General features: G+C 67.6%; 23 protein-coding genes. 8 read left to right on the forward strand and 15 right to left on the reverse strand.

The genetic code is table 11. From position 1 onward, the window contains the following. Positions 1–404: 404 nt before the first annotated feature. On the forward strand, positions 405–1,349 hold the full coding sequence (locus tag KTR9_RS24590; protein ID WP_010843872.1) for a manganese catalase family protein: 945 nt from the start codon (positions 405–407) through the stop codon (positions 1,347–1,349). 144 nt (positions 1,350–1,493) lie between these two features. Then, complete coding sequence (locus KTR9_RS24595) at positions 1,494–1,760, forward strand: lipopolysaccharide assembly protein LapA domain-containing protein (RefSeq protein WP_014928644.1); 267 nt, start codon at positions 1,494–1,496, stop codon at positions 1,758–1,760. Between the two features lie 33 nt (positions 1,761–1,793). Here the strand turns inward: KTR9_RS24595 and KTR9_RS24600 are convergent, their stop codons facing one another. Beyond that, positions 1,794–3,044: an esterase/lipase family protein gene (locus tag KTR9_RS24600; protein ID WP_044507441.1), complete on the reverse strand. Its 1,251-nt coding sequence runs from the start codon at positions 3,042–3,044 to the stop codon at positions 1,794–1,796. 126 nt (positions 3,045–3,170) lie between these two features. Next, positions 3,171–3,815 carry a class I SAM-dependent methyltransferase gene (locus KTR9_RS24605; protein WP_083889009.1) on the reverse strand — a complete coding sequence of 215 codons (645 nt, stop codon included), beginning with the start codon at positions 3,813–3,815 and terminating at the stop codon, positions 3,171–3,173. Positions 3,816–3,977: 162 nt separating this feature from the next. Here KTR9_RS24605 and KTR9_RS24610 point away from each other — a divergent pair, with 162 nt between their 5' ends. The 6 genes from KTR9_RS24610 (at position 3,978) to KTR9_RS24635 (ending at position 11,930) form a co-directional block, all read left to right on the forward strand. Beyond that, positions 3,978–4,769 (forward strand): LLM class F420-dependent oxidoreductase, encoded by a 792-nt coding sequence (locus KTR9_RS24610; RefSeq protein WP_014928647.1) that lies wholly within the window; start codon positions 3,978–3,980, stop codon positions 4,767–4,769. Between the two features lie 123 nt (positions 4,770–4,892). Continuing rightward, complete coding sequence (locus tag KTR9_RS24615) at positions 4,893–6,923, forward strand: TPM domain-containing protein (RefSeq protein WP_044508276.1); 2,031 nt, start codon at positions 4,893–4,895, stop codon at positions 6,921–6,923. Between the two features lie 183 nt (positions 6,924–7,106). Further along, positions 7,107–9,197, forward strand: a complete 2,091-nt coding sequence (locus KTR9_RS24620; protein ID WP_014928649.1) for a PhoX family protein — start codon at positions 7,107–7,109, stop codon at positions 9,195–9,197. A gap of 175 nt (positions 9,198–9,372) precedes the next feature. Next, positions 9,373–9,846: a MarR family winged helix-turn-helix transcriptional regulator gene (locus KTR9_RS24625; protein WP_014928650.1), complete on the forward strand. Its 474-nt coding sequence runs from the start codon at positions 9,373–9,375 to the stop codon at positions 9,844–9,846. Between the two features lie 55 nt (positions 9,847–9,901). Continuing rightward, complete coding sequence (locus KTR9_RS24630) at positions 9,902–11,188, forward strand: MFS transporter (RefSeq protein WP_014928651.1); 1,287 nt, start codon at positions 9,902–9,904, stop codon at positions 11,186–11,188. A 55-nt stretch (positions 11,189–11,243) separates the two neighbouring features. Further along, positions 11,244–11,930, forward strand: a complete 687-nt coding sequence (locus KTR9_RS24635) for an EthD domain-containing protein (RefSeq protein WP_044507443.1) — start codon at positions 11,244–11,246, stop codon at positions 11,928–11,930. A gap of 10 nt (positions 11,931–11,940) precedes the next feature. Here the strand turns inward: KTR9_RS24635 and KTR9_RS24640 are convergent, their stop codons facing one another. The 13 genes from KTR9_RS24640 to KTR9_RS24700 all read right to left on the reverse strand — a co-directional run bounded on the left by KTR9_RS24640 (position 11,941) and on the right by KTR9_RS24700 (position 25,640). Continuing rightward, the gene (locus KTR9_RS24640) at positions 11,941–12,588 is read right to left on the reverse strand and encodes a helix-turn-helix domain-containing protein (RefSeq protein ID WP_425307037.1); all 648 of its coding nucleotides are present in this window, start codon (positions 12,586–12,588) and stop codon (positions 11,941–11,943) included. A 94-nt stretch (positions 12,589–12,682) separates the two neighbouring features. Beyond that, a complete protein-coding gene (locus KTR9_RS24645) occupies positions 12,683–13,873 on the reverse strand; it encodes an NAD(P)/FAD-dependent oxidoreductase (RefSeq protein WP_014928654.1) in 1,191 nt (396 codons plus the stop codon). After that, the gene (locus tag KTR9_RS24650) at positions 13,870–15,201 is read right to left on the reverse strand and encodes an FMN-binding glutamate synthase family protein (RefSeq protein WP_010843860.1); all 1,332 of its coding nucleotides are present in this window, start codon (positions 15,199–15,201) and stop codon (positions 13,870–13,872) included. Before KTR9_RS24650 ends, KTR9_RS24645 begins: the two co-directional genes overlap by 4 nt. 231 nt (positions 15,202–15,432) lie before the next feature. Continuing rightward, a complete protein-coding gene (locus tag KTR9_RS24655; RefSeq protein WP_010843859.1) occupies positions 15,433–16,191 on the reverse strand; it encodes a protein glxC in 759 nt (252 codons plus the stop codon). Beyond that, positions 16,179–17,075 (reverse strand): glutamine amidotransferase, encoded by an 897-nt coding sequence (locus KTR9_RS24660; RefSeq protein WP_014928655.1) that lies wholly within the window; start codon positions 17,073–17,075, stop codon positions 16,179–16,181. Before KTR9_RS24660 ends, KTR9_RS24655 begins: the two co-directional genes overlap by 13 nt. Before the next feature lie 66 nt (positions 17,076–17,141). Beyond that, positions 17,142–18,500: a type III glutamate--ammonia ligase gene (gene glnT / locus KTR9_RS24665; RefSeq protein WP_010843857.1), complete on the reverse strand. Its 1,359-nt coding sequence runs from the start codon at positions 18,498–18,500 to the stop codon at positions 17,142–17,144. A gap of 221 nt (positions 18,501–18,721) precedes the next feature. Further along, positions 18,722–20,092, reverse strand: coding sequence for an ammonium transporter (locus tag KTR9_RS24670; protein WP_014928656.1), 1,371 nt, complete (start codon positions 20,090–20,092; stop codon positions 18,722–18,724). Between the two features lie 65 nt (positions 20,093–20,157). Continuing rightward, positions 20,158–21,159 (reverse strand): heme-dependent oxidative N-demethylase family protein, encoded by a 1,002-nt coding sequence (locus KTR9_RS24675; protein ID WP_014928657.1) that lies wholly within the window; start codon positions 21,157–21,159, stop codon positions 20,158–20,160. Then, positions 21,156–22,154: a PDR/VanB family oxidoreductase gene (locus tag KTR9_RS24680; RefSeq protein ID WP_014928658.1), complete on the reverse strand. Its 999-nt coding sequence runs from the start codon at positions 22,152–22,154 to the stop codon at positions 21,156–21,158. The genes KTR9_RS24675 and KTR9_RS24680 overlap by 4 nt, the downstream gene beginning before the upstream one ends. After that, positions 22,151–23,644, reverse strand: coding sequence for a heme-dependent oxidative N-demethylase family protein (locus KTR9_RS24685; RefSeq protein ID WP_044508279.1), 1,494 nt, complete (start codon positions 23,642–23,644; stop codon positions 22,151–22,153). The genes KTR9_RS24680 and KTR9_RS24685 overlap by 4 nt, the downstream gene beginning before the upstream one ends. A 35-nt stretch (positions 23,645–23,679) precedes the next feature. After that, complete coding sequence (locus tag KTR9_RS24690) at positions 23,680–24,681, reverse strand: PDR/VanB family oxidoreductase (RefSeq protein ID WP_014928660.1); 1,002 nt, start codon at positions 24,679–24,681, stop codon at positions 23,680–23,682. After that, entirely contained in the window at positions 24,678–25,247 is a 570-nt protein-coding gene (locus tag KTR9_RS24695) for a dimethylamine monooxygenase subunit DmmA family protein (RefSeq protein WP_014928661.1), read from the reverse strand. Before KTR9_RS24695 ends, KTR9_RS24690 begins: the two co-directional genes overlap by 4 nt. Positions 25,248–25,256: 9 nt before the next feature. Continuing rightward, a complete protein-coding gene (locus KTR9_RS24700) occupies positions 25,257–25,640 on the reverse strand; it encodes a cupin domain-containing protein (RefSeq protein WP_014928662.1) in 384 nt (127 codons plus the stop codon). Between the last annotated feature and the right edge of the window lie 12 nt (positions 25,641–25,652).

A 25,652-nucleotide genomic window follows, 5' to 3' on the forward strand; every position in this document is an offset into this window, starting at 1 on the left:
TCTCGCAACCCGGCACTCCGACGACGCAGAGGCCCCCGCCACCAAATCCGGGTGACGGCCGGCTCCGTGGCACCGATGGCGTCGTCGACATCGAGCTGGCCTCCCTCGCGAGGTGGGGCGGCGCGGACGGAGCCGTGAAGGCTGAATTTGGCCTTCCCCGGACGAAGCTGGGGCCGGCCGAGGTGTTTGTGTGATCGCGGCGTGGGTATTGCTCGGCGTACCAGTTGCTCCAGAAACGTGGCCTCTGTTGATGATGTGGCCCCCTCGACCGGCGTCGGCGAGGCGTGGGTGTCTGCGAGTCGGATTGCTCATCCTCTGCCGCAACCGGTCCGGGGCCAACCGATCACTCCATATGCGAACTCCGGCACCGCCGGTCCGCCTCCCAACGAGTTCGAGGAGAGCCTGTGTACCTACACACTCAGCAATTGATCAACGAGATCGCCGTCGACGAGCCCGATCCGGCCGCCGCGAATGCCCTGCAGGAGGGGCTGGGCGGGCAGTTCGGCGAGATGCGCACCATGATGCAGTACCTGTTCCAGTCCATGAACTTCCGTGGCGATCCGGCGTCGAAGCCGTACCGGGATCTGCTGCAGGGTGTCGGGACCGAAGAGATCAGCCACGTCGAACTCATCGGCACCACCATCTCGCGCTTGCTCGACGGTTCGCCGGAGTACAAGGGCAAGAAGACCGATCCGGTCGACAAGCCGGGTGAGAAGGGGTCCACACCCCTCAAGATCGCGCTGGACACCAGCAACATCCATCACTACCTCGTCGGTGCACAGGGTGCACTGCCGGTCGACGCCGCCGGCAATCCCTGGTCGGGGTCGTACGTGTACAACAGCGGGAACCTCGTTCTGGATCTGCTCTACAACCTGATGCTCGAATCCACCGGGCGACTGCAGAAATGTCGGATCTACGAGATGACCGACAACAAGACAGCCCGCTCCACGATCGCCTACCTGATCGTCCGTGATCAGGCGCACGAGAACGCCTTCGCGAAGGCTCTGGAGAGCCTCGGGGTCAACTGGGGATCGATCCTGCCGATCCCGAAGACCAATGCCGAGCGGTACCCGGAGGTCAAGAAGCTGGTCGACCAGGGATTGCAGAGCGTTCAGTTCACCTTCAGCGCCGACAACCAGAGCGACGCGGCAAAGCTGTACCGCGGTGCCTCCCCCAGCGGTGACGGGACCGAACTGAGCACCGAGATCATGCCCGAGGGATTCCCCATGACCATCGCACCCGAACGGCGCGAGGAGTTCGCACCCGGACTGGACAAGGATCTACTCGCGCTGATCCAGGCCACCGCCGAGGTCGAGATCGCAGCCGCCGACGATCCCGGCAAGAAGTAGCGACACCCGGCGGGCGGCGCACGGCCTCCGGTGCCGCCCGCCGGCGTGAGGGTCCACCGTCGGGTTGCGTTTTGTCCCGGTTTCCGGGACAAGACGCAGCCGGATCGCAGACGGCCGCTGCTGGAAGCACCTAGAGTCCCAGACATGGCGAAAGACCGCGGCGCCCCGACGCCGGCATCCGGCAGACCCTCCACGTTGTCGAGAGTGTCACTGCCGCAATGGATTGCGCTCGGGCTGACGATTCTGGCGGTGGTCTTCATCGTCCAGAACCGGACCACCGTGCGTATCGAGCTGTTCTGGGTGAGCGTCGAGTCGCCGTTGTGGTTCATCCTGGCCGTCGTCTTCGTCGTCGGCTGGGTCGTGGGTGTGCTTGCCGCACGCGGCCGCTACCGTCAGCGCCGGCCGCACTGAGTTCCCGGGCTGTAAACGGACCCCGTTCTGGTCCTACGACGACCGGCCGGCCGGCAGCGCCTTTCGTGGAGTGAGGTGGCCCAGCAGCCAGTCGTAGATCACGTCGCTGTTCAGCAGGGTGAAGTGGTGCGCGCCACCGATATGGAAACCCTCCTGGAACTTCAGAGCACGACGCCGGCGTGTGTGCTGCCCGCGCCCACTCGGTGCGAGCACGAGCCCGTCACCGAGCAGGCGCCCCAACGGGTTGTCGGGATCGCGGGTGATCGTCGCGGTGACGAAGAGATGCCGTGCGCCCGCCAGCAGCGGGACGTCAGCACCGGGCGGCTGCGACCACGCGTCGGGGTCCTGGCCCACCCAGTCGTCGTCGGTCAGGCTGCCGTGGAACAGGTCTCGCACCCCGGCACTCCGTCGACGCAGCAGGGAACCGATCGGACGCGTGACCGGCGTCCGTCGCAGCGCATTCGTGGCCAGATGGACACCACGAGCCAGCGGCGCACCCAGATGCGGCGTGCCCAGGCACACCGTCTCCGACACCAGACCCGTCCAGTACTCGCTGCGCTGAACGGCTGTGTGACAAGCACTTCGGATGACCAACCCGCCCATCGAGTGACCGATGAGGGTCAGCCGGGTCACCGGTGCGGGCCAGAGCAGTACGAGGTCGGCGAGGAGGTCGGCGAGCGCGCGGCCGTTCTCACTGATGTGGCGACCGGTGTTGTACCGGACCTGGACCTCGGTGGCGCCGATGTCGCCGGCCAGTTTCTCGCCGTAGGTCGCACGCTCACTTGAGGACCAGGCGAACTCCGACTCCATCAGTCCGTGCAGGAACACGACGATGTGTCCGCCCGCGTGGGGAAAGCCCGCGCGCAACGACTCGGCGTCGAGCGCGACCGGACGGCCGTCGACGCGGATCGACATGTCGGCCGTCAGGGGCGATTCCGCGGTCTCGAGTTCATCGCCGATGAGGCCGTTGAGGATGCCGAGGAGCACGGCGCCACGATGGGTGTGCGACGGTGCGCGGCCCTCCGGCCACGGCACGTGGTCCGCTGCCGACCTACCGGCGTCGAGCGCCGCGGCGATGGAGTTGTAGGTGCCCTCGCTGACGGCGTCGTGCACCATCTGTGCCGTGTCGACGGAACTCCCCAACACCGGCCGGAGCATCCGGAAGACACCACCGGCGATGACACGATGCATCGCTCCGACGCCTCGCGTGGCAGCGCCGGCTTCGTAGAGCCCGAGGTGGGTGAGCGCCCGCAGCTCGGCCTCACGCGTGGTCGTGGCGGTCATGGCCCCGAGTGTACAGATGTGCACTCAATTCCGGGGTGCAAGCGTTCGGCGTGCTCGTGTGCGTGTACACCTCGTCGAGATCAGGGTGCGATTTGTCCCGGTTCCGGGCCAGAACGCAACTCGATCTCAGTCGGCCCGGCGCCGCGCCCGGAACACCACGTCGTGCGTGTGGTGGCCGCGTCCGGCAGCCTTCCCGCGTTCCCGCGTCTCGTCGGTCACGATGTCCCATCCGTCGCCGAGCAGATCCGCGAAATCCCCGGGCTGGACGTACGCGTCGGGGTCGAACCCATGGGCCCGCACGCCCTCGGGGGCGTGGGCGACCACCAGCAGGGACCCGCCGGGCCCGACGGCGTCGACCAGTCGGCGAGCCGCGTCGACGTTCTCCTTCGGGATCGGGAAGTAGTGCGCCGTCACGAGATCGACGCCGGTCGCCGGCACGTCATCGGCGATCACGTCGGCACGCAACCAGGTGATCGACGGTCGTGGATCGATCTCTTGAGCCCGGTCGACGGCGACCTGGGAGATGTCGAGGGCGGTGACCTGCCATCCACGATCGGCGAGCCAGCGGGCGTCGGCGCCCTCCCCCGACCCGACGTCGAGTGCGGTGCCCGGATCGATCCCGGACACCTCGGCGACCAGTGCCGGGTTGACGTCCGAAGTCCAGAGCCGGTCAGCGCTGCTGTACCGCGCATCCCAACCCTCGGCGGTACCCGGGTTGTCGGGTCTCGATGGCTCGGTCATGGTGTCGGGACGGCTGTTCTCGGTGGCCATGCAGTCGACTGTGGCACGCGCGGTCGCGGGTGGCCAGGACCGTTGCCGAACCCGCAAGAAGTCCGGCGCGGGGTCAGGGCGGACACCGGCGGGGTCGGGGCATCACGGTCTCGCCGGTCGCCTTCGTCGACGATTGCGCCGACAGCAGGCAGACTGGTCGGCATGGCATTCCCCATTCGCATCGGTGTCCAGATCCAGCCCCAGCACGCACCCGAGTACTCGTTGATCCGCGACGCGGTTCGACGCGCCGAGGACACGGGCGTCGACGTCGCATTCAACTGGGATCACTTCTATCCGCTCTACGGCGCACCCGAAGGCGAACACTTCGAATGCTGGACGATGCTCGGCGCGTGGGCCGAGCAGACCTCCCGCGTGGAGATCGGCGCGCTCGTGACCTGCAACTCCTACCGCAATCCGGAATTGCTCGCCGACATGGCCCGCACGGTCGACCACATCAGTGGCGGCCGCCTGATCCTGGGCGTCGGAGCCGGCTGGTTCGAGAAGGACTACGACGAGTACGGATACGACTTCGGCACCGTCGGGTCCCGTCTGAACGATTTCGGCGCGGCGCTGCCGAGGATCAAATCGCGTCTGGCCAAGCTCAATCCGGCTCCCACCCGCAACATCCCGATCCTGATCGGTGGCAGCGGAGAGAAGAAGACACTGCGCTACATCGCCGAGCACGGCGACGTCTGGCACGGCTTCAACGACGTCGAGCAGTACCGGCACAAGTCCAAGGTGCTGGCCGAGCACTGCGCGGCCGTGGGTCGTGACCCGGAGACCATCGAACGGTCGTCCGGGGTGAACTTCAGCGGCGACACCGACGCACTGCTCCGCGACGCGGATGCGCTGGCCGACGAAGGCGTCACGCTGTTGACCGTCGGCGTCACGGGGCCCGACTATGACCTCACCGCCCTCGAGGCGCTGTGCCGGTGGCGCGACTCGCGGAACTGACCGCGTCGCGGGCGGCGCCGTATGGCGCCGCCCGTCATTCGCTCGGCCGGACGATTGCCCGGATGCAACACCCGACCCGATGCCTCGTCGGCATCGCACGTCTGCACGACTAGGTTTGTGATCATGCATCGAGTGCCGGCACTTCGGGAACTGCTGACACGTGTGGCTTCGGCGGCCGCGCTGGTAGGACTGCTGGGAGTCCTCGTGGCCCTCGCGTCACCCGGCGCGGCGTCCGCCGAACCGCCGACCCGGTTGCCGAACTACGTCGTCGACTCCGCGGACGCGATCAGTCCGGCACAACGCACCGAACTCGAGGCCGCGATCGACTCGCTCTACAGCGACCACGCGGTCCAGATGTGGATCGTGTACGTCCGCGACTTCGGCGGTCTCACCAGCGAGCAGTGGGCAGATCAGACCGCCGTCGCCAGTGAGCTGGGTGATCACGACGCCCTGCTCGCCGTCGCGACCGAGGATCGGGCGTACCGGTTGTTCGCGCCCGACAGCGCCGGCGGCCTGGATCAGTCGACGCTCGAAGAGGTTGCCAACGACGACGTCGTCCCGCAGCTGCGCGAGGAGAACTGGGCGGGAGCCGGACTGGCCGCGGTCAACGGTCTGTCCGGAGCACTCGATCCGAGCCACACCGGCATCATCGCGGCCGGTGTCGTCGGCGGGGTGGTCGTCCTCGGCGGCGGCGGCGCGTACCTCTACTCGCGACGACGGAGGCAACGCCGAATCACCGAGGGCGTCGAGACGCTCCGCGAGCAGGAACTGACCGTCGACCAGTTGGCCGCCCAGCCCGTCGACGTGCTCGACCCGTGGTCGCGCGAGGTGCTCACCGACCTCGACAACGCGATCCGCACCAGCGAAGAAGAGCTGCAACTGGCCGTCGGCGAATTCGGAGAGGTCGAGACCGCACCGTTCACCGACTCCGTCCGGCAGGCCGAGCAGGCGCTGGCTCGGGCATTTGCGCTTCGGCAACGGCTCGACGACAACGTCGCCGAGACCGACGACGAGCGTCGATCGATCCTGGTGCAGATCATCACCATGTGCACCGAGATCGACAGTGTGCTGGACGATCAGGTCGACAACTTCGACGCGATGCGCAACCTTCTGATCAACGCGGACGCTCGATTCGACTCGATCACCCAGCAGCTGATCGGCCTGCGCGCCCGTCTGGAGACTGCCTCGCAGCAGCTGACCGATCTCGTCGGCAAGCACGGCGAGGGCACACTGACCTCGATTCTCGACAACGTCGACCTGGCCCGCTCCCAGATCGACTTCGCAGAGGCGACCGCGGATCAGGGCCGGGCCGCGATCACCGCACCGGTCGGTCAGCAGGGTCCGGCGGTCGCCGCCATCCGGTCGGCGGAGGGTTCGATCGAGCTGGCGACGGTGCTCCTCGACGCCATCGACCACGCGGATGCCAACATTGCCGCCGCCCGCTCCCGGATGCCGGCGCTCGTCGCCGAGGTCGAGGAGGAACTCGCCGAGGCGAATGCCCTGGCCGAGGCCGGCGGCACGTCGCTGGTGACCGCGATCGAGACCGCGAGTGCGGCGGTCGCGGGTGCGCGCAGCAGCTTCGACACCGATCCCTTGGGGACCTTCACCGCGCTGGTCGACGCCGACGCCGACCTCGACGACGCACTTGCGGCAGCGCGTGATGCCGCCGCCGAGCGCGTCCGCCGCGCACAGGTCCTCACGGCCGCACTCGAATCAGCGGGCGCCAAGGTGACCGCCGCCGCCGACTTCATCGGCACCCGCCGCGGCGCCGTCCAGTCCACCGCCCGCACCCGGCTCGCCGAGGCGCAACGCCTCCTGCAGTCCGCGACGGACGCCGCTGCCACCGACCCGCCGGCGGCGACCCAGACCGCTCGTCGCGCCGGATCTCTGGCCGACCAGGCCCTGATGGCCGCCCAGGGCGACGTGGTGAGCTGGCAGCAGTCTCAACAGCGACACCCGACCGGTTCATCGACCGCCGGCGCGGTCTTGGGCGGCATCCTCGTCGACAGTTTCCTGCGCGGCACCATCGGTGGGCGCGGCGGAGGCTTCGCCGGGGGCGGCTTCGGCGGGGGCTTCGGTAGTGGCGGACGCAGCCCCGGGTCGTTCGGCGGCTCCGGGTCCTCGGGACGGATCGGCACCGGCGGCCGCTTCTGAGGCACCGGCGCCGGGAGCGTAGCGAGCGGACCCAATCGAAGCCTGGCGTTGTTCCACGTGGAACCAACAGGGGTGTTGGGTTGCCGTTCACACACGGGTAGCCATCGGTTCGCTTCGCCCTCCTAACGTGCTCTTCGTCGTGCGCCGGCCCCGTGGCGCGACCATGCTTCCAGAGGAGCCCGTGTGCGTATTCCGTTGCAGCTGTTCATGTCCACCGGTGAGGATGCCGGACGCTCGTCCCGCGCCTACGTGACCTGCCGATACAAGTGTGGCGACGCGTGCCGCCACGACCCGGGAAACACCAGCGACAACACCTATTTCCGCGAGATCGTCCGGACCGCGGTGTCGCGTCGCAGCGTCCTCAAGACCTCCGCCGGTGCCGCGGTGGCCGTCGGCGCGACCTCGCTGCTGGCGGCGTGCGGGGACTCCGGATCATCGGACCCCGCATCCCCGAGCAGCGCATCGTCCGGAGATGCACTGCCCGGCATGAAGTTCGATGCCGTCGCACCCAATACCGAAGACGCCGTGGTGATCCCGGCGGGATACCGCCAAGAGGTCGTGATCAGATGGGGTGATCCCATTCTGCCCGGTGCTCCCGAGTTCGACTTCGCCAATCAGACCCCGGAGGCGCAGGCCGGACAGTTCGGGTTCAACAACGACTTCGCGGGGCTCATCCCCGTGGACGGGGTCTCCGACCATCACTATCTGGTCGCCAACCTCGAGTATCCGACCGAGCCGTTCATGTTCGCCGGGTACACCGACGGCGAGCCCACCGAGCAGCAGGCCCGGATCGCCATGGCGTCGGTCGGCATAGCGATCGTCGAGGTCACCTCGAAGTCCGGGAGCGGTGCACTCACAACCGTTGTGGGACCGCGTAATCGGCGCCTCACCGCGTCCAGCCCGTTTCGCCTGACGGGACCAGCCGCCGGCAGCGAGTTCGTCAAGACCGCTGCCGACCCGGCCGGGACCACCGTCCTGGGGACCTTCGCCAACTGTTCCGGCGGACTGACCCCGTGGGGCACCATGCTCTCCGGTGAGGAGAACTTCAACAACTACTTCGCCAACCCGAGCACGATCACCGATCCCAAGGCAGCGGAGCGACTCGAGCGCTACTCCTTCGAGGACGACGGGGACGAGCACCACTGGGGACGGTTCGACAAACGCTTCGATCTCGCTGTCGAACCGAACGAGGGCAATCGCTTCGGCTACATCGTCGAGGTCGACCCGCATGACCCGAATTCCGTTCCGGTCAAACACAGTTCGATGGGACGGTTCAAGCACGAGTCGGCGAACATCTATGTCGTCGGCAGCGGCCCGGACAAAGACACGGTCGTGGCCTACAGCGGTGACGACGAGAAGTTCGAGTACATCTACAAGTTCGTGTCCAGCCGGAAGATGAAGAGTGGTCTGTCACGGACCGCCCGCGAGCACAACATGGGCATCCTCGACGAGGGCACCCTCTACGTCGCCACCTTCACCGGAGACTCGACCGACCCCGTGGACGGGTCCGGAACCCCGCCCGCCTCAGGGAAGTTCACCGGCAAGGGTTCGTGGAAACCGCTGCTGACGGTCAACGCCGACGGCTCGGCTCGCTCCTACATTCCGGGGATGACCCCGGCCGAGGTGGCGGTGTTCACGCGGCAGGCCGCCGACACTGTCGGTGCGACCAAGATGGACCGTCCCGAAGACATCGAGCCGAACCCGAAGACCGGCAAGGTGTACTGCGCACTGACGAACAACGACGACCGCGGCACCGTCGGAGAGGCTGTTGCCGACGCCGTCAATCCGCGTACCGAGAACAAGAACGGTCAGGTTCTGGAGATGACCGACGACCACACCGGGACCGAGTTCACCTGGGAACTGCTGCTGGTGTGCGGCGACCCCGCCGCCGCCGACACCTACTACGGCGGGTTCGACAAGACCGCGGTCAGCCCCATCTCGTGCCCGGACAACGTCGCCTTCGATCCGCACGGAAACCTGTGGATCTCGACCGACGGCAACGCGCTCGACAGCAACGACGGCCTGTTCGCGGTTGCCCTCGACGGCGACCGGCGTGGGGAGACCAAGCAGTTCCTCACCGTCCCCAAGGGTGGCGAGACCTGCGGCCCGATCATCGACACCAACCGCGTCCTGATCGCCGTCCAGCACCCGGGTGAGCTCGACGATCACTCCGCGGACAACCCGGCTTCCCATTGGCCGGACGGCGGCGATTCTCAACCGCGTCCCTCCATCGTCGCCGTGTGGCGCGACGGCGGTGCCGAGATCGGGGCCTGACCGCAGAGCCCACGCTTCCGACGAGGAAGCCGCGACCTTCCGTATGAGGTTGTGCCCTGTTCACGGGCACAACCTCATACGGATCCAGGGAGAGCACCGTGTGGCCCCGTCCGTAAGGAGCGTCACACCGTTGGCATGCATTACTTCGAAGTTCTAAGTATTAGACTTGCTAAACGTGTCCGCTTCCGACCCCGCCCAACTCGCCCAGGCCCTGCGGCCGACGATCACGAGGCTCTACCTCGCTCTTCGTCGTCGTGCACCGTCGGTCGAGTTGACCGCGGCGCAATCGTCCGCCCTGAGCGTCCTCGCCGACCACGGGCCGATGCGCATGGGTGAGTTCGCCGACCGCGAATCCATCCGCATGCCGACAGCGACGTCGGTGATCGACGGACTCACGAAACACGAGATGGTCGAACGCAGACCCGATCCGGTTGACCGTCGAGCCGTGCTCGTCGGCCTCACCGACCACGGGCGCACTCTCGTCGGGCGGATCCGTGAGCAACGCGACGTCGTCCTGACGGGCGCGCTCGCCGAACTCAGCGATCAGCAACGCGAAGCCATCGCCGCGGCCGGACCCGCCCTGCTGGCCCTGCGCGACCAACTCGACAACCATCCGGCATCACACGCCGCGTCCCCCGCACGCGTGTGAGCGGGAGCCGGCGCGTCGCCGCCGGCCACCCCGCCTTGATCTGGCAAAGGACCCCATGACCGTCACCGAACACACCCCGAGCGACACCGTCGCGAGCGGAGCCGACCGCACCGAGGCCGAGCCGTCGATGCTCGCCTCCCTGCGCGCGCAACCGCGCGCGGTGTGGATCACCGCATTCGCCGCCGTCATCGCCTTCATGGGCATTGGCCTCGTCGATCCGATCCTGCACAGCATCGCCGAAGCGCTGAATGCCCCGCCCGAGAAGCTCACGCTCCTGTTCGGTGTCTACGTCGGCGTGCAGTGCGTAGCGATGCTGCTGACCGGCTGGGCCGCATACCGTTTCGGTCCCCGACGAACTCTCACCGTCGGCTTGGTCCTCATCGTCGTCGCCGCCGGCGTCTCGGCCCTCGCCGACAACATCGACCAGCTCATCGCGTTGCGGGTGATCTGGGGCCTCGGAAACGCGTTGTTCCTCGCCACCGCACTGGCTTTCATCGTCCAGTCCGCGGTCGGCAACCGCAACAGCGCCATCATGATGTACGAGGCCGCACTGGGAATCGGCCTGGCGGTCGGCCCGCTCCTGGGCGCCACACTCGGCGAATGGACCTGGCGCGCACCGTTTGCCGGTACCGCGCTGCTCATGCTGGCCGGCGCCGTCCTCTGCGCCGTCATGCTCCCCGCCGACGGCCCGCGATCCGAACGCATCCAGGTGCGGATCGTCGACCCGCTCAAGGTCCTCCGCAACCGCACCCTCTTCGTCACCTCCGTCGGCTCGGCGTTCTACACGGGCGCGCTGTTCACCGTGATCGCCTGGGCGCCGATCGCGATGGGTCTGCGTCCCATGTACGCGGGACTGGTGTTCTTCGGCTGGGGTCTGCTCACCGCTATTGCGGGCGTCTTCGTCGCACCGCTGCTCGCACGGCTCATCGGTGAGAAGTCAGGTGTCCTCGTAGCCGTCTCGGTCTACGGGCTGGTGATGGTGCTGGCCGGGATCGGCACCGCAACCGACCAGGTCTGGCTGATCGGTCTGGCCGTGATCCTGTCCGGCTTCCCGTCGGGCGTGCTCAACACCCTCTTCACCGACGTCGCCATGTCGGCGGTCGGCGGCGACACCCCGCGCTCGGTCTCGAGCGCCGGGTTCAGCTTCCTCCGCTGGATGGGTGCCGCGATCGCGGCCGTACTCGTCGCCTACCTCGCCAAGTGGACCGGCTCGGAGGCGACCCCGTGGTGGTTCGCCGCCGCGTACTGCGTCGTCGCCCTCGTCGCGGTGTCGCTGGCCAAGGTCGCCCACGATCGCAAGGTCGCCGACGACGCCGCACTCATCGGCGCCGAGGAGTTCTAGGCGCCGATCTGCCAATCGGTGACCAGCGCGTGAATCGCCGGGTACCGTCCGCGGGGTGACGGATTCGAAGGTGATCGTTGCCATCCGGGGCGATGCGCCGACCCTCGCCGATGCCGATGTCCTCGTCCGGGGTTGTGCCGCCGCGGGCGCGACGCGCGTCCAGGTCAACCTCGGCGACGACCTGGTGTCGGGAGCCATGCGCATCGACGAACTCGACCCGCCGATCGCTGCGGTGCTGGCGTTCTGGGCCCCCGAGCCCGGCCCTGTCCTGGCGGCCGCCGACGACCACCTCGGCGTTCGGATCGATGCCTGGGCGGTCACCGATCGAGCGCCGCTGGATCCGGAACTACCCGCCGACGGAACGCGCATCGACGCGCTGTCCAACATCGCGTTCCTGCGTCGTCCCGACGAACTCGACCGCGACGAGTGGCTCCGTCGGTGGTTGGACGACCACACCCAGGTCGCCATCGACACCCAGGCCACGTTCGGATATGTCCAGAACATCGTCGAACGACCGTTGACCGAGAACGCCCCGCCGGTCGCGGCCATCGTCGAAGAACTGTTCCCGATGGAGGCGGTCAACGACATCCACGCCTTCTACGGAAGCGGCGGGGACCAGCAGGAACTCGAACGCCGGATGACCCTCATGCTCCAGAGCGTGGCCCGGTTCGGCGCGGACCGGAATCTCGACGTGGTGCCGACGTCGCGCCACGACTTCGATCTCAGCGGGTCGCGCACGTGAGCCATTCGTCTCAGACGGCCGAGTCCGGGAATGCGATCACCGACAGGAAACGCACCGGCAGCTCGACGAGTTCGACAGGCCCGTGCGCTCCCTCGCCGTCGAGCTGAAGCGAGTCGCCCGGATGCATCCGGTACACCGAGCGGCTGTGGGCGTAGTCCATCACGCCCTCGAGGACGTACAGGAATTCGGTTCCCGCGTGCTGGAACAGCGGCTGGGTGACCGACTTCTCGGTCAGCGTGACGAGTAGGCACTCGAGCCGTTTGTGCTCACCGCGCAACGAACCGAGCAGCTCGTACTCGTGGCCCTCCCGAGACCCCTCGCGGATGATCTCCGAGCCCTCACCCGATTTGACGAACACGGCCGACCGTTCCATCTCGGCGCCGCGGAACAGCGAGGTCACCGACACGTCGAACCCGTTGGCCAGGCGGGCCAGCGTACTGAGACTGCACGAGGTCTGGGCGTTCTCGATCTTCGACAACATCGCCTTGGAGATGCCGACGCGAGTCGCCATGTCCCCCACCGACAGTCCCTGCTGGCGTCGCAGACGCCGCACGTTGTGCGCGATCGCCGTCTCCAGCTCCAGCTCCTCGACCGACTGGTCGACGGGCCGCTCTCGCGCTGTGCCGGATTGATTCCGGATCAAAGGGTCGTCCGTCACGCTGCCAGCATAGTGAGAAACAACGTTTCCTGACAGTTGACACACGAAGTCGGCTCCCGTCGACGGTCGGGCATCAGGTCATCGGAAGGCCGGGTCAGCGCATCTCGCCGGCTCCGACATACGGGAAGCGTGTCGTCAGCAGGTCTCCCTCGGCGAACCGAGAGAAACGGAAGTCCGACTCGGGGATACGAGGGTCCGCGCTGCGCCCGTCGACGACCAGATCGGCGATCAACCGGCCGACCGCCGGTGAGATCTTGAACCCGTGCCCACTGAATCCGGCTGCGAGCACGAGCCCGTCCAGCGGTCCACGGGAGATGATCGGGTTCCAGTCCGGCGTGACGTCGTAACACCCGGCATAGCTCGTGGTGATCGCCGGCGCGGAGAAACCGGGGAATCGCGTGCCGACCTTGTCGACCGTGAGGTCGATGAAGTCCGAATCCGCGCGATTGCGGTAGTCGTCCGGATCCGCGATGTCGAGGGCGGCCAGATCGCTGTTGCCGAACAAGATCTCACCGCGGACGTCGGGACGGACGTACTGCAGTGACACCAGGTCCGAGAAGACCGGCACCTCGCCGAGGTCCTCACCCGGGTCGATCATCACGATCTGTTCGCGATGCACCTCGATCGGGACGTCGATCCCGTAGGGGGCGAGGAACGGCCTGGACCAGACGCCGGTCGCGACCACGACGGTGTCCGCGGAGATCGTCGAGCCGTCGGCGAGGCGGACGCCGGTCACCCTGTCCTTGTCGACGACGAGGCCGGTCACCTTCGTGCCCTGACGGATTCGGATTCCCGTCGCCCGTGCGGAGGCCGCGAAGGCCTGCGCGGTCTGATACGCGTCGCCGTACCCGCCCCGTTCCTCCCATCCGAAGGCCGCGAACGGTTCGAGGTCGGCGGTCGGCCACATCGCGGCGACGTCGGCGACGTCGATCTCCTCGGTCTGCACACCCATCACGCGTTGTGCCGCGAGGCTCTTGCGCATGTTCTCGACATTCGCCTCCCCCACGCCCACCACGTACCCGGTCTGCCGGAAACCGATGTCCGTTCCGAAGATCTCCTCGGCCTTCTCGAAGACCTCGAGCCCGATCGCGGCCATGGCTGCCAGTGAGCCGACACCGTAGTGGCAGCGGACGATTCCCGACGACTTCCCCGTCATCCCACCGCCGACGGTGTCGCGCTCACAGACGATCACATCGGTGACGCCGCGCTGTCCCAACGCCCACGCGGCGGCCGCGCCCTCGAGACCCCCGCCGACGATGACGACCGACGCGGACTCCGGGTTCACAGCCCGGACCCCGGAATCCAGTTCGTCCCGGCGAGCGGGACGCGGGCCATCGCCGACGCCTCGATCGAGATCGCCACGAGGTCTTCGGGTTCCAGATGCTGCAGATGTGCCTTCCCGCACGCACGCGCGATTGTCTGGGCCTCCATCGTCATCACGCGCAGGAAGTTCGCGAGTCGCTTTCCGCCGAGGACCGGGTCGAAGCGGGCGGACAGTTCCGGGTCCTGCGTGCTGATGCCTGCGGGATCGCGCCCGTCCTGGAAGTCGTCGTAGAAGCCGGCGGCCGAGCCCAACGCCTCGTATTCTTCGGCGTATCGGGGGTCGTTGTCACCCAACGCGATCAGCGCGGCGGTTCCGATGGCGACGGCGTCGGCGCCCAGCGCCATCGCCTTCGCGACATCTGCTCCGTTGCGGATCCCACCCGAGACGATCAGCTGCACCTCTCGATGAACTCCCAACTCCTGCAGGGCCTGCACTGCCTGAGGGATCGCGGCGAGGGTCGGGATGCCCACGTGTTCGATGAAAACGTCCTGGGTGGCGGCCGTTCCGCCCTGCATGCCGTCGACCACGACGACGTCGGCGCCGGAGTGCACCGCGAGCTTGACGTCGTAGTAGGTGCGGGTGGCGCCGACCTTCACGTAGATCGGCTTCTCCCAGTCGGTGATCTCGCGCAACTCGTTGATCTTGATCGCGAGGTCGTCGGGCCCGGTCCAATCCGGATGACGGCACGCGCTGCGCTGGTCGATACCCTGCGGCAGGGTACGCATCCCGGCGACCCGTTCGGAGATCTTCTGTCCCAGCAGCATTCCCCCTCCGCCGGGTTTGGCGCCCTGCCCCAGAACGATCTCGATCGCGTCGGCCTTACGCAGGTCGTCGGGGTTCATCCCGTACCGCGACGGGAGATACTGGTAGACAAGATGCTTCGACTGCCCCCGCTCTTCGGGCGTCATCCCGCCGTCACCGGTGGTCGTGGAGGTGCCGACCTCCGAGGCGCCGCGACCGAGTGCTTCCTTAGCCGAGGCCGACAATGCACCGAAGCTCATCCCGGCGATCGTCACCGGGGTGGCGAGATGCAACGGGTACTTCGCATTTCGGCTACCGAGGACGACGTCGGTGTCGCAGCGCTCGCGGTAACCCTCCAGTGGATAGCGGGACATCGACGCGCCGAGGAACAGCAGATCGTCGAAATGCGGCAGCTTGCGCTTGGCGCCCCAGCCGCGGATGTCGTAGATGCCGGTCTCGGCGGCGCGCTGGATCGCGGCGATGGTCGTGCGGTCGAATGTGGCCGACTCGCGCAGGCCACGCTGTTCGATGCTCAGGTTGTCGGTCATGACGGTTCTCTTTCGTCGTGTGGTGGGCGACGGTGGGGCCCTTCGAGGCTCGTCGCTATCGCTCCTCGCACCTCAGGGAGCAGTGGGTCGGCGCGCTTACGCTTCTCGCACCTCAGGGAGCAGTGGGTCGGCGCGCTTGCGCTCCTCGCACCTCAGGGAGCAGTGGGTCGGCGCGCTTGCGCTCCTCGCATCTCAGGGAACGGGATGGTCGCACCTCAGGGAGCAGTTGGCTCAGTACGCGGACGTGTTGTCGACCTTGAAGTGGTACAGCTCGCGGGCCGATCCGTAGCGGGTGTAGTCGCGGGGGTCGTCATCGCCGAAACCGGCGGCCTTGAGCAGTCCGGTCAGCTCCTCGAGGTGTTCGGCGCGCATGGGCTTGGCGATGCAGTCGGCACCGAGCGAGGCGACATCGCCGCGCACATAGATGCGGGTCTCGTAGATCGAGTCGCCGAGCCCGTCACCCGCGTTTCCGCGGACGACCAGACGGCCGGCCTGTGCCATGAAAGCGCTGTTGTGCCCGACGTTTCCACCGACGACGATGTCGACGCCCTTCATCGAGATGCCGCACCGTGCCGCGGCGTCGCCCTCGACGACGAGGAACCCGCCGTGCGCGGTGGCGCCCGCCGACTGGGAGGCGTTGCCCTTCACGATGACGCTGCCGCTCATCATGTTCTCGGCGACACCGGTACCGGCGTTGCCGTTGATCGTGACCTCGGCCTGCTGGTTCATCCCGGCCGCGTAGTAGCCGACGTGGCCGTTGATGGTGATCTTCAGCGGGAGGTTGACCCCGGCCGCGACGCTGTGGGCGCCGGCCGGGTTCTCGATGACGACCTCTCCCGAGATGTCGCCGTGCAACGCCGAATTGATCTCGCGCAGCGGGGTGCCGGCGAGGTCGAAGGTGTGGTTGGGGCTCATCGTCTCAGCTTTCGCCGTGTCGGTGGAGGCGGGAACGGTAGGGGTGGTTGCCAACTCGGCGGTCATCGCGTCCATGCGTACACGACCTCCGGCTCGGGCTCCCAGATGCGGGCGTTCTCCACGCCGGGCAGTGTGGTCAGCGCGCGGTACTCACTCGCCATGGCCACCCAGTCGTCGGTCTCGGCGATCACCGCCGGTTTGCACGCGATGGCGTCGCGGACCACGGCGAACGAGTCGCGGTTGGACACCAGCAGGGTGTAGAAGCCGTCGAAGTTGGCGCACACCTCTTTCAGAGCTGTCTCCACGTCCTTACCCGCCGCCAGCTGGTGCGCGACGAACCGCGCGCCCACCTCGGTGTCGTTCTCGCTGTCGAATTCCACTCCCGCGGCGCGGAGTTCGCGTCTGATCGTGGCGTGGTTGGCGAACGAGCCGTTGTGGACCAGGCACTGCTCGGGACCGACTGCGAACGGGTGCGCGCCCGAGGAGGTGACGGCTGATTCCGTCGCCATCCTGGTGTGGCCGACCCCCTGCCACCCCGACGCTGCTGCGAGTCCCCAGGATCGGGTCAGTTCCCGTGGCGCTCCGACGCCCTTGAGGACGGTGAGGTCCGACCCGAAGCCCGCGACGAGTGCGTGGGGATATGCGGCGCGTGCGGCGGCGAGCAGTTCGTCGGCCGTCACCGGGGCGGAGATCACGAGCGTGACGTCTGTCGCCTGCGCCGCGACCGCCACCCCGAGCGCCGCGCTCAGAGTCGCGGACACCTCCTCGGGGATCACGTCGAGTTCGAGGAGGGAGATGCAGCCGTGCCCCGGCGGCGCCCACGCGGGGTTTCCGTAGACGGCGATACCCGCCGAATCCGCGCCGCGGTCCTGCATCTCGCCGAGCATCTCGGCGAGCAACTCGCCGAGCCGGGGGTGGAGGTCCGGGTTGCGCAGATGCAGCCCGACGATTCCGCACATGGTCAGGTCCTTACGTCGAGAGGTGGATGTTGCTGTCGGAGAAACGCTTCGCTCAGGGATCGACGGTCAGAACGCCGTCAGGTACTTGTCGACCTCCCACGGCGTGACCGCCGCGTGCCAGTCGAAGAACTCGTCGCGCTTGAGTCCGGCGAAGTACGCCGAGACCCGCTGCTGATCGTCCGGCCAGTCCTCCGGGAGTGCGGCGTCGAGCGCGCCGGCGACCACCGTGTCGGTCTCGAGCGCCTCCACCGCGTGCAGCAGGGTGAGCGGGAGTTCGGCGATGTGGCCGGGACAGTTCCCGACGGCACCGGGATCGAGACTCCGCTTGATGCCGTCGAGTCCCGCTCCCAGGAGGGCGGCGACGGCCAGGTACGGATTCGCCGAACCGTCGCCACCGCGCAGTTCCACGCGTTGCTCGTCGGGCACCCGGATGTAATGCGTGCGGTCGTTGCCGCCGTAGGTGGCCCGCCGCGGAGCCCAGGACGCCCCCGAGCGGGTCGCGGTCGCCCCGGTTCGCTTGTACGAGTTGACCGTCGGTGCGATGACGGCCTGGAGCGCGGGCGCGTGCTCCAGGATTCCGCCGATGAATCCGTAGGCCGTCTCCGACAGCCCCAGGCCGCGTTCGTCGTCGGTGACCTCGGGGAACACCGGGTCACCCGCCCGCGTCAGCGACAGGTGGAAGTGCAATCCCGATCCGGTGCGCTCGGCGAAGGGCTTCGGCATGAAGGTCGCGATCATGCCCCGCTCCGCGGCCAGGGCCGAGAGCAGGTAGCGGAGCGTGACGACGCGGTCGGCGGTCGTCAGAGCGTCGGAGTAGGCGAAGTTCTGCTCGAACTGACCGTTGCCGTCTTCGTGGTCGTTGGCGTAGTTGCTCCAGCCGAGCTGGTTCATCGCGGTGGACACGGTGGTCAGGTGCTCGTACATGCGGGTCAGCCCGCGGACGTCGTAGCACGGCTGATCCGAGTCGTCGGCGGCGTCGGCGGTCACCAACGACCCGTCGGCAGCCCGCTTGAGGAGGAAGTACTCGACCTCCGCGCCGACCCACGGCTCGAAGCCTGCGTCCGCGGTCTGCGCGATGAGGGCCTTGAGGATGTTGCGGGGCGCGAAGGGCCAGGGCTTGCCCTCGACATGCGGATCGCACTGGACGACGGCGAGGCCCTCTTTGATGAACGGGATGGGCAGGAAGGAACGGACGTCGGGGATGGCGATGAGGTCGGGGTCCTTCGGCTCCTGCCCGATGGCACCGACGGCGTATCCGGCGAAACCGACTCCATCGGTGGCCAATTCGTCCACGGCCTCCACCGGCACCAGCTTGGCGCAGGGTTTGCCGCGGAGATCGACGAACATCGCGAGGATGAACTTGGTGCCGTGCGTCGCGCAGAGATCGGCGAGGTCGCCGGTCGTCGTCTCGGTGGTTGTCATCATGTGCTCCGGGGGTCGACTCTAGGGGCTTTCGGTCCGCGTGTCCACTCTTGTGAACCTTTGTCTATTATTAGTAGACCTACTGGTTGTTTCGACCCTGTTTCGGCTCCGTGAGCGGTACGTGTCGGTTTGTCCGACAACGATGTCCGCGCGGGAGCAACGCAGACGGCTCGGGGGCCCACCGTCGAACGGTGGACCCCCGAGCCGTCGTGTGCAGGCGTCGATCAGACCCCGGCCGGTGGTGCCGAGGCCGGCGAGGACGCCGGCATCGCCTCCTCCACCCGTTCTGCCGCTCGAGCCGGTGACATCGTCGAGAGTCCGCCGGCGTGTCCGACAGAAGCGCTGGGGATCTCGTAGGCGGTCTCGGCGTGCAGTACGGCGTCGAGACCGGTCATCTCGGTCTCCTCGTCGACGCGCAGGCCCATCAGCTTGTCCAGTCCCTTGGCGATCAGCCAGGTCATCACGAACGAGTAGGTGCAGGTGATGACGATGCCGGCGAGTTCGCGCCAGACGATGTCGACGGGCCCGCCGAACAGGATTCCCTGGACACCGGCCGGCGCCGCCTCGGTGGCGAACAGCACGATGCAGAGGGTTCCGACGATGCCGCCGACACCGTGCACGGCGAAGGCGTCCAGCGTCTCGTCGATCTTGAGCCTGTTCTTGAAGCTCAGCAGGAATGCGACGACCGCGGCGGCGAAGATGCCGACGAGGAGCGCACCGAGCGGTGCCATGCTGCTGGCCGCGGGGGTGATGCCGACGAGGCCGGCGATGGTGCCGGTGATCATGCCGAGCGAGGTGACGTGCCCCTCACGCCACTTCTCGATGATCGCGAAGCCGATCATGCCCGCCGAGCCGGCCAGCAGCGTGTTCAGGATGACGGCCTGCGCCAGGAAGTTAGCGCCGAGCGCACAGCTGCCGTTGAACCCGAACCAGCCGAAGAACAGGATGCCGCCGCCCATGATGGTCATCGGCACGTTGTGTGGACGTTCCATCCGTCGCTTGCGGGCACCGAGCACCACCGCCAGCGCGAGTGCTGCGACACCGGCGTTCATGTGGACCGCGGTTCCGCCCGCGTAGTCGACGATCTCGAGGTCGTTGAGCAGGAAGCCGCCGCTGTAGTTGTCGTCGACGTCGGCCGCGAAGACCCAGTGCGCCACCGGGAAGTACACCACCAGAAGCCAGATCGGAGCGAAGACGAGCCAGGACGAGAACTTCATCCGGCCGGCCGCGCCGCTGGCCACGATCGCGATCGTGATGGCCGCGAACAGGATGAACCAGGCTGCGAAGTACAGGGTCTGGGTGGCGCCGGAGGCGTCGTCGGTGAGCCAGTTGGTCAGTCCGATGTAGTCGGTCGGGTTGCCGATGATGCCCCACCCGCCTACCGACGGACCGGACACCAGCCCGTGTCCGATCACGACGTAGAGAACCGCCGTGATCGCCAGGGTGGACATGACCATCGTCATGATGTTGAGGACGTTCTTCGATCCGACCATGCCACCGTAGAAGAAGGCCAGGCCGGGGAACATCAGCAGGACGAAGACGAAGGCCGCCAGCATCCATGCCAGGTCGGCATTGGCGGCGAGTATGGGTTCCATGAGCGATCTTTCGGTTCAGGGACTCTACGAGAAGTCGAGGTGTTCGGGACCTGAGCTCACGGGCATCATTGACCGCGTAGATATGCGACGACGCTGTCGCGGTAGTCGAGGAATCCCTTGTAGGCGGCGATGTCCTCGCCGAGCGTCTCGATGACGGTCGCCAGCTGACCGGCCCACTCGGGTATTCGCTTCACGTCCTCGAGTGAGGCCATGAATGTCCGAATATTGAACGTCACCGCACCCGACATCGGCAACCGGACGAAGTGTTCGAGCTCGATTCGCAGTCGTGCGCGGGCGAAATCGCCGTCGGCGACCATGCCCGGGACGTCGGCTGCCCACTCCGGCAGTTCCTCGAGGCTGACGTCGAGCTTGTGCGAGTCCGACGCCGACAGCGTCCAGTTCACCCGGCGATACACCTGATCGGCGGGTAGCCTGCGCAGGAACTGCTCGGCGCGGGCGACGATGCCTTCGCGGAGCATGCGGGGAACGGGCGCGTGGATCTGGTACATGTCCATGCCGACGTCGAACGACACCGACCAGGCGGCGGCGAACGTGACCACGCCTGCATCGAAGTACAGGTGTCCGTCGCGTTCGGTGACGAGGAGCAGGTCGTCGGGTACCTCCCGCGCCAGGAACTCCATCGGTCCGCACGGGAGAGTGGCCGCGTCGCCGAGGACGAACTCCTGGTCTGTGCCGAGAAGCCGGTTGCGCCAATGCAATCGGCCGTCGCCGTGCTCGGTCAAGGTCATATCGTCGGGATAGGCGTGGCCGAGATCGCGGAGGTAGTACAGCAGCAGGTCCCAGCACGCGAGTTCCATACCGGGGAGCACCCGCACCCGTGTCGGATCGGCGTCGAGGATGCGACGCCGCTCGGCCATGATCTCCAGATACTCCGCACCGCCCAGATCGACCAGGTGCCTGCCCCATTCGCCCGCACGCGTCGCGTGGGGGATGCGCGCCGGTTCGACGTTCACGCTGTAGGAGAACTCTTCCAGGTCGTCCGGGAAGGGCCAGGGCAGGTTCGCCAGGTGATCCACCTTCCGGGTCGGAAACGAATCGATGCTCACAGGTCCACCTCGATGTCCTGGCCGCGCGACACACAGCACAACAAGGCGTCGCCCATGGCCTTCTCGTCGTCGGTCAATACGAAGTCGCGGTGCTCGATCCGGCCGCGTCGGACGGGGATTCGGCATTCGCCGCACACGCCCTGACGGCACCGGTTGGGCACCGGGACCCCGTTGTCGAGCAGCCGCTGCAACAGTGACACACCCGCGGGTACGTCGACACGGGCACCGGAGGACGCGACGGTCACCGTGAACGGATCGCCGGGGTCCTGTTCCGGCGCCGTGAAGCGCTCGAGATGGACCCGCGCGCTCGGCCACCCGGCGGCCTCCGCGAGCTGTGTGTAGGTCTCGAGCAGCGACGTGGGACCGCAGGCGTAGGCGTGCGTGCCGAGCGGCTGGGCACGCAACCGGTCGGCGATGACCTCCACGGTGGCCGCGGCACCGGACACCTCGTGCAGGGTCACGGTGGGTTGCGCCGCGAGTGCACGCAGGTCGTCGATGTGCGCACCGCACCCCCGACGATAGGAGTACACGATGTCCGCCCGACGTCCGTCGCGAGCGAGCGCACGGGCGTGGGACAACACCGGGGTCACCCCTATCCCGCCCGCCACCAGCAGCGCACCGTGCTGGTCGAGGACCGGCGGGAACATCGAACGCGGGCCCTCGATCTCGACGACGGCGTCCTCGACGAGGTTGTCGTGCAACCAGTCCGAGCCGCCGCCGGCACCGCGTCGCATCACCGAGATGCCGTAGCTCGTCGGGTACATCCCGTCGTCGACGAGCGAGTACGCATTCCGCTGCCCGCCGGCGGACACGATCAGATGACTGCCCGGCTGGTATGAGGTGAGGTACGGCGCCGCGTCGTCGGCCGGCCCGAACCGGAAGTGTGTCACCTCGTCGGTGAGCCGTCGTACCGCGAGGACCCGCATCGGTCGCGGACCCGTCACATAGGCGGGATGGAGGTGGGCCGGGTACTCCCCCACGACGACCGCGGTCATGCGTCGTCTCCCACGGCGGAACCGAGGAAGCCACCGATCACGGGCGAATGATGTTCGTGCACCTCGAGATCCCGAGCACAACCGGGACACGCGACGGTACCGCCGACGACCGCGTCGACACGGAAGGTGTCACGACAGTGCGCGCAGTAGAGCGGCAGGTCGCGCGTGTGGGTGACGTACGACGACAACTCCGCCGCCACCGCGCCGGCGGCACGCGCCATCGCCAGCGCGGTCAGCACCTCGTACTGCCCACCGGTCACCAGGATCCGGGTGCCGGTGCGGCACTCGTCCAGGGCCGAGCGCAGGGCGGAACGGTCGTGCGACCCGACGAGCGTGTCCAGGACCAGCAACCGCGTCTGGCCGGCCGCCTCGGCCGCTCCGACCCAGTTCCGGGACACGTGCGCGACTTCGGCGTCGTCCCCGATCGCCACGATGAGAAAGGCCGAGCCGGTGGTGTCGACGGCCGGCGGCGAGGCGGGCCAGCGTGGCATGCCGGGTCCGGGTGTCGCGGTCGGCGCGGGTGCGGCGGCACGAAGCCACTGTGCCGCACGATCGCGGAACTTGATGATGCCCTTGTAATCGGCCATGTCGCCGGGCAATTCGGCCAGCACCTCGGCGGATCGTCGACGCCACGCCTCGACGGTCGCGAGTTGTTCGAGCGATAGCATGTAGGTCCGGATCAGGAACATCACCGCACCCGAATCGGGGAGCCGGATGAGATGTTGCACCTCGACGCGGAGATGCACTCGCCTGCCGAACTCGTCGTCGGGCACCTGCTGGATCGTCTCCCGGTCGGGTCCCCACTCGTGATAGATCTCGGTCGAGACGTCGAGTCGGCGGTCGATCGTCAGGGTCCAGTTGGTCCGTCGGTAGGGCTCATGGGGTTGGAGACGTTTGAGGAATTCGTGCGCGCGCGTGATGACGCCCTCCTGGCGTACGCGCGGCACCGGCCCGTGGATCTCGAGAAAGCTCATCCCGACGTCGAATCCGAAGCTCCAGTCGGCGGCGAAGGTGACGACCCCGGCGTCGACGAAGAGCTGATCGTTGCGCTGGTCGAGGAGTGCGATGTCCTCCTGGACCTGAGAGGTGATGTACCGCAACGGCTCCTCGGGGAGAGTCGCGGGGTCGCCGTAGCGGAAGTGCTGCTCGATCCCCAGGATGTCGTTGCACCACGACCAGGTGTCGGCTCCGGTCGACCGGAGCCGCATCTGGTCGGGGTAGGTCGCGTCGAGCTCGCGCATCATGGTCAACATCGCATCCCACGCGGCCGGGACCATGTGCGGCAACACCGCGTGACGGGTCGGATCGGTGGCGAGGATCATCGCACGCCGGTCGAGCTCGGCGCGGTACTCCGAATCGACGTCGACGACTGCAGCACCCCACCGGCCCGCGGCGGTGGTCACCGGCACCTGGGCCGGCTCGACGTTCGTGCTGTACCGATAGCGGTCTTCGGGGAACGGGAACGGGAAACCGGCGACGAGGTCCGGCATCGTGCCGGCTCCGGTCGGCGGGTCGAACAGGGTCGTCACAGCGGAACCTCCAGTGTGGTTGCGGCGGCCGCGCGTGAGACGCACGGCATGATGGCGTTGCCCGCGTCCTTCTCCTCGGTGCTCAGGTAGAGGTCACGGTGGATCGGGGCGCCACCGACAACGGGTATGCGGCACTGCCCGCACACCCCCTGCCGGCAGAGGTTCGGCACGGCGACGCCGTCGCTCTCGAGGGCATCCAGCATGCTGGTCCCCGACGGCACGTCGACCGTTCGGCCCGAGGCCGTCAGCGCCACGCGGAACGGGTCGCCGTCGTCGAGGGCGCCGACACCGAACCGCTCGAAATGCACTCGCGACCCGGGCCAGCCGGCATCCGTGGCGGCGGCGACCACCGCATCGATCATCGCGGACGGTCCGCAGACGTACAGGTGCGTCCCGATCGGTTGCCGCCGAAGTGCGTGTGACAGGCGGTCGGTGAAAGAGACACGGTCGGTGAACAATTCGGCACGCGACCCGGCGAGTGCGGTGACCTCGTCGAGATGCGCCGCCGCCGACTCGCGAAAGACGTAGAGAAGCTGGACATCACGATGCCAACGGGCCGCCGCGCGGAGGTGTGACACCATCGGCGTGATCCCGATCCCACCGGCGATCAGGAGGTGTTTGCGCGCCCGGGCGATCGGTGCGAACGCGCTGCGCGGCAGCCCCACCGGCACGACCGCGCCGACGTCGAGTTCGTCGTGAAGCCACCGTGATCCACCGTTCCCGTCGTGGAGGCGGAGCACCGAGATCGAGTACTCCGACGGATGTGTGCCGTCGCCGGTGAGGCTGTAGGCGTTGGTGGCGGCGCCCGCGTGCACGACCAGGTGGCTGCCCGGGACGTAGCCGGGCAGCGGCCGTCCGCCCGGGTCGGCGAAGGTGATCGTGCGGATGTCTCGCGACGGCGCGCTGACGGCGGTCACGACGAGGTCCATCGTCGTCGCGGCGGATGCCCGGCGCGGGACGGACTCGGTCATGCTCATCTCGGCGACTCCGGTGTTCATGAGACGGGTTCCTCGACTGATTCGGTGTCCGGACAGGCCGGCTGGGCGGTCTCGGCGTCGACCATGAACCCCAGATAATGTCCGGTTCGGCGCGAGACGTGGTGGTACACGAGCAGGTCACGCCGGCATCCGGCGCACGGGACGACGTCGTCGACAGACGCGGTCGCGCGGGTGACCGATCGGCAGTGCGCGCAGAAGACCTCCACGACGACCTCCGGCGCAGAAGTCACCGGTACGACCGAGATCTCGTCGTCCTCGAGTCCGGCGCCGAGCGCGACCGCCCGCAGGGTCAGCGCCGATCCCGCATCCGCGGTTATCCACACCCGCACGCCGACAACGGCTTCGGCCAAGGTGCCGGCGAGCTGGGCAGCAGCGGAGTCGGCGTCGGCGTGGATACGCGTGGTGGCACGCGGAGGCAGCGCTGATTCCCAGCGTGCGAGGGTCTCGACGACGTCCCCGACACCGACCAGCACGTAGGAGCTGCCGGTCGGCGCGGGCGTCGTTTCCTCGCTCGGATCACCGGGGCGTGCCCATGTCGGCACGCTGGAGAAGGCGATCTGCGACATGGCCGCGGCTCAGAGGAGCGTGGCGTCGCGCAGCCCGGTGTAGAAGGCGAGCGCGTAGTCGGGGGTGCTGAAGTAGATCTTCGAGCCCTTCGGGAAGAAGATCGCGTCCTTGGCCTTGGCCACCGTCTTCTGCCCGGTCTCCTTGTTCTCGAGGAGGAACTCGCCTTCGAGGACCACCTTCATCTCGTCGTACTCGTATTCGTAGTACAGCGGTTCGTCGGTGTGGCGCAGCTCGAAATAGCCGCTGCACATGGGACTTCCGTCCGGGTTCTCGTAGACGTCGCCGATGAAGCCCTGGGTGCCCGGGTACTCGGCCTCGGGCATCTTGGGCAGATCCTCATATCCGCCGCTCGTCACGCGGAACTCCAACGCCTTGGCACTCTCGATGGTCACGTTGCTCCTCCA

It is taken from the genome of Gordonia sp. KTR9, assembly GCF_000143885.2.
In the GTDB taxonomy this organism is placed as follows: Bacteria; Actinomycetota; Actinomycetes; order Mycobacteriales; family Mycobacteriaceae; genus Gordonia.

What these genes read in the sequence shown, in the direction of transcription:
- KTR9_RS24595 (WP_014928644.1), top strand. Translation starts at nt 1,494, where the DNA reads ATGGCGAAAGACCGCGGCGCCCCGACGCCGGCATCCGGCAGACCCTCC.
- KTR9_RS24600 (WP_044507441.1), bottom strand. Translation starts at nt 3,044, where the DNA reads ATGACCGCCACGACCACGCGTGAGGCCGAGCTGCGGGCGCTCACCCAC.
- KTR9_RS24605 (WP_083889009.1), bottom strand. Translation starts at nt 3,815, where the DNA reads ATGGCCACCGAGAACAGCCGTCCCGACACCATGACCGAGCCATCGAGA.
- KTR9_RS24610 (WP_014928647.1), top strand. Translation starts at nt 3,978, where the DNA reads ATGGCATTCCCCATTCGCATCGGTGTCCAGATCCAGCCCCAGCACGCA.
- KTR9_RS24615 (WP_044508276.1), top strand. Translation starts at nt 4,893, where the DNA reads ATGCATCGAGTGCCGGCACTTCGGGAACTGCTGACACGTGTGGCTTCG.
- KTR9_RS24630 (WP_014928651.1), top strand. Translation starts at nt 9,902, where the DNA reads ATGACCGTCACCGAACACACCCCGAGCGACACCGTCGCGAGCGGAGCC.
- KTR9_RS24650 (WP_010843860.1), bottom strand. Translation starts at nt 15,201, where the DNA reads ATGACCGACAACCTGAGCATCGAACAGCGTGGCCTGCGCGAGTCGGCC.
- KTR9_RS24655 (WP_010843859.1), bottom strand. Translation starts at nt 16,191, where the DNA reads ATGGACGCGATGACCGCCGAGTTGGCAACCACCCCTACCGTTCCCGCC.
- KTR9_RS24660 (WP_014928655.1), bottom strand. Translation starts at nt 17,075, where the DNA reads ATGTGCGGAATCGTCGGGCTGCATCTGCGCAACCCGGACCTCCACCCC.
- glnT (WP_010843857.1), bottom strand. Translation starts at nt 18,500, where the DNA reads ATGATGACAACCACCGAGACGACGACCGGCGACCTCGCCGATCTCTGC.
- KTR9_RS24670 (WP_014928656.1), bottom strand. Translation starts at nt 20,092, where the DNA reads ATGGAACCCATACTCGCCGCCAATGCCGACCTGGCATGGATGCTGGCG.
- KTR9_RS24680 (WP_014928658.1), bottom strand. Translation starts at nt 22,154, where the DNA reads ATGACCGCGGTCGTCGTGGGGGAGTACCCGGCCCACCTCCATCCCGCC.
- KTR9_RS24685 (WP_044508279.1), bottom strand. Translation starts at nt 23,644, where the DNA reads ATGCCGGACCTCGTCGCCGGTTTCCCGTTCCCGTTCCCCGAAGACCGC.
- KTR9_RS24690 (WP_014928660.1), bottom strand. Translation starts at nt 24,681, where the DNA reads ATGAACACCGGAGTCGCCGAGATGAGCATGACCGAGTCCGTCCCGCGC.
- KTR9_RS24695 (WP_014928661.1), bottom strand. Translation starts at nt 25,247, where the DNA reads ATGTCGCAGATCGCCTTCTCCAGCGTGCCGACATGGGCACGCCCCGGT.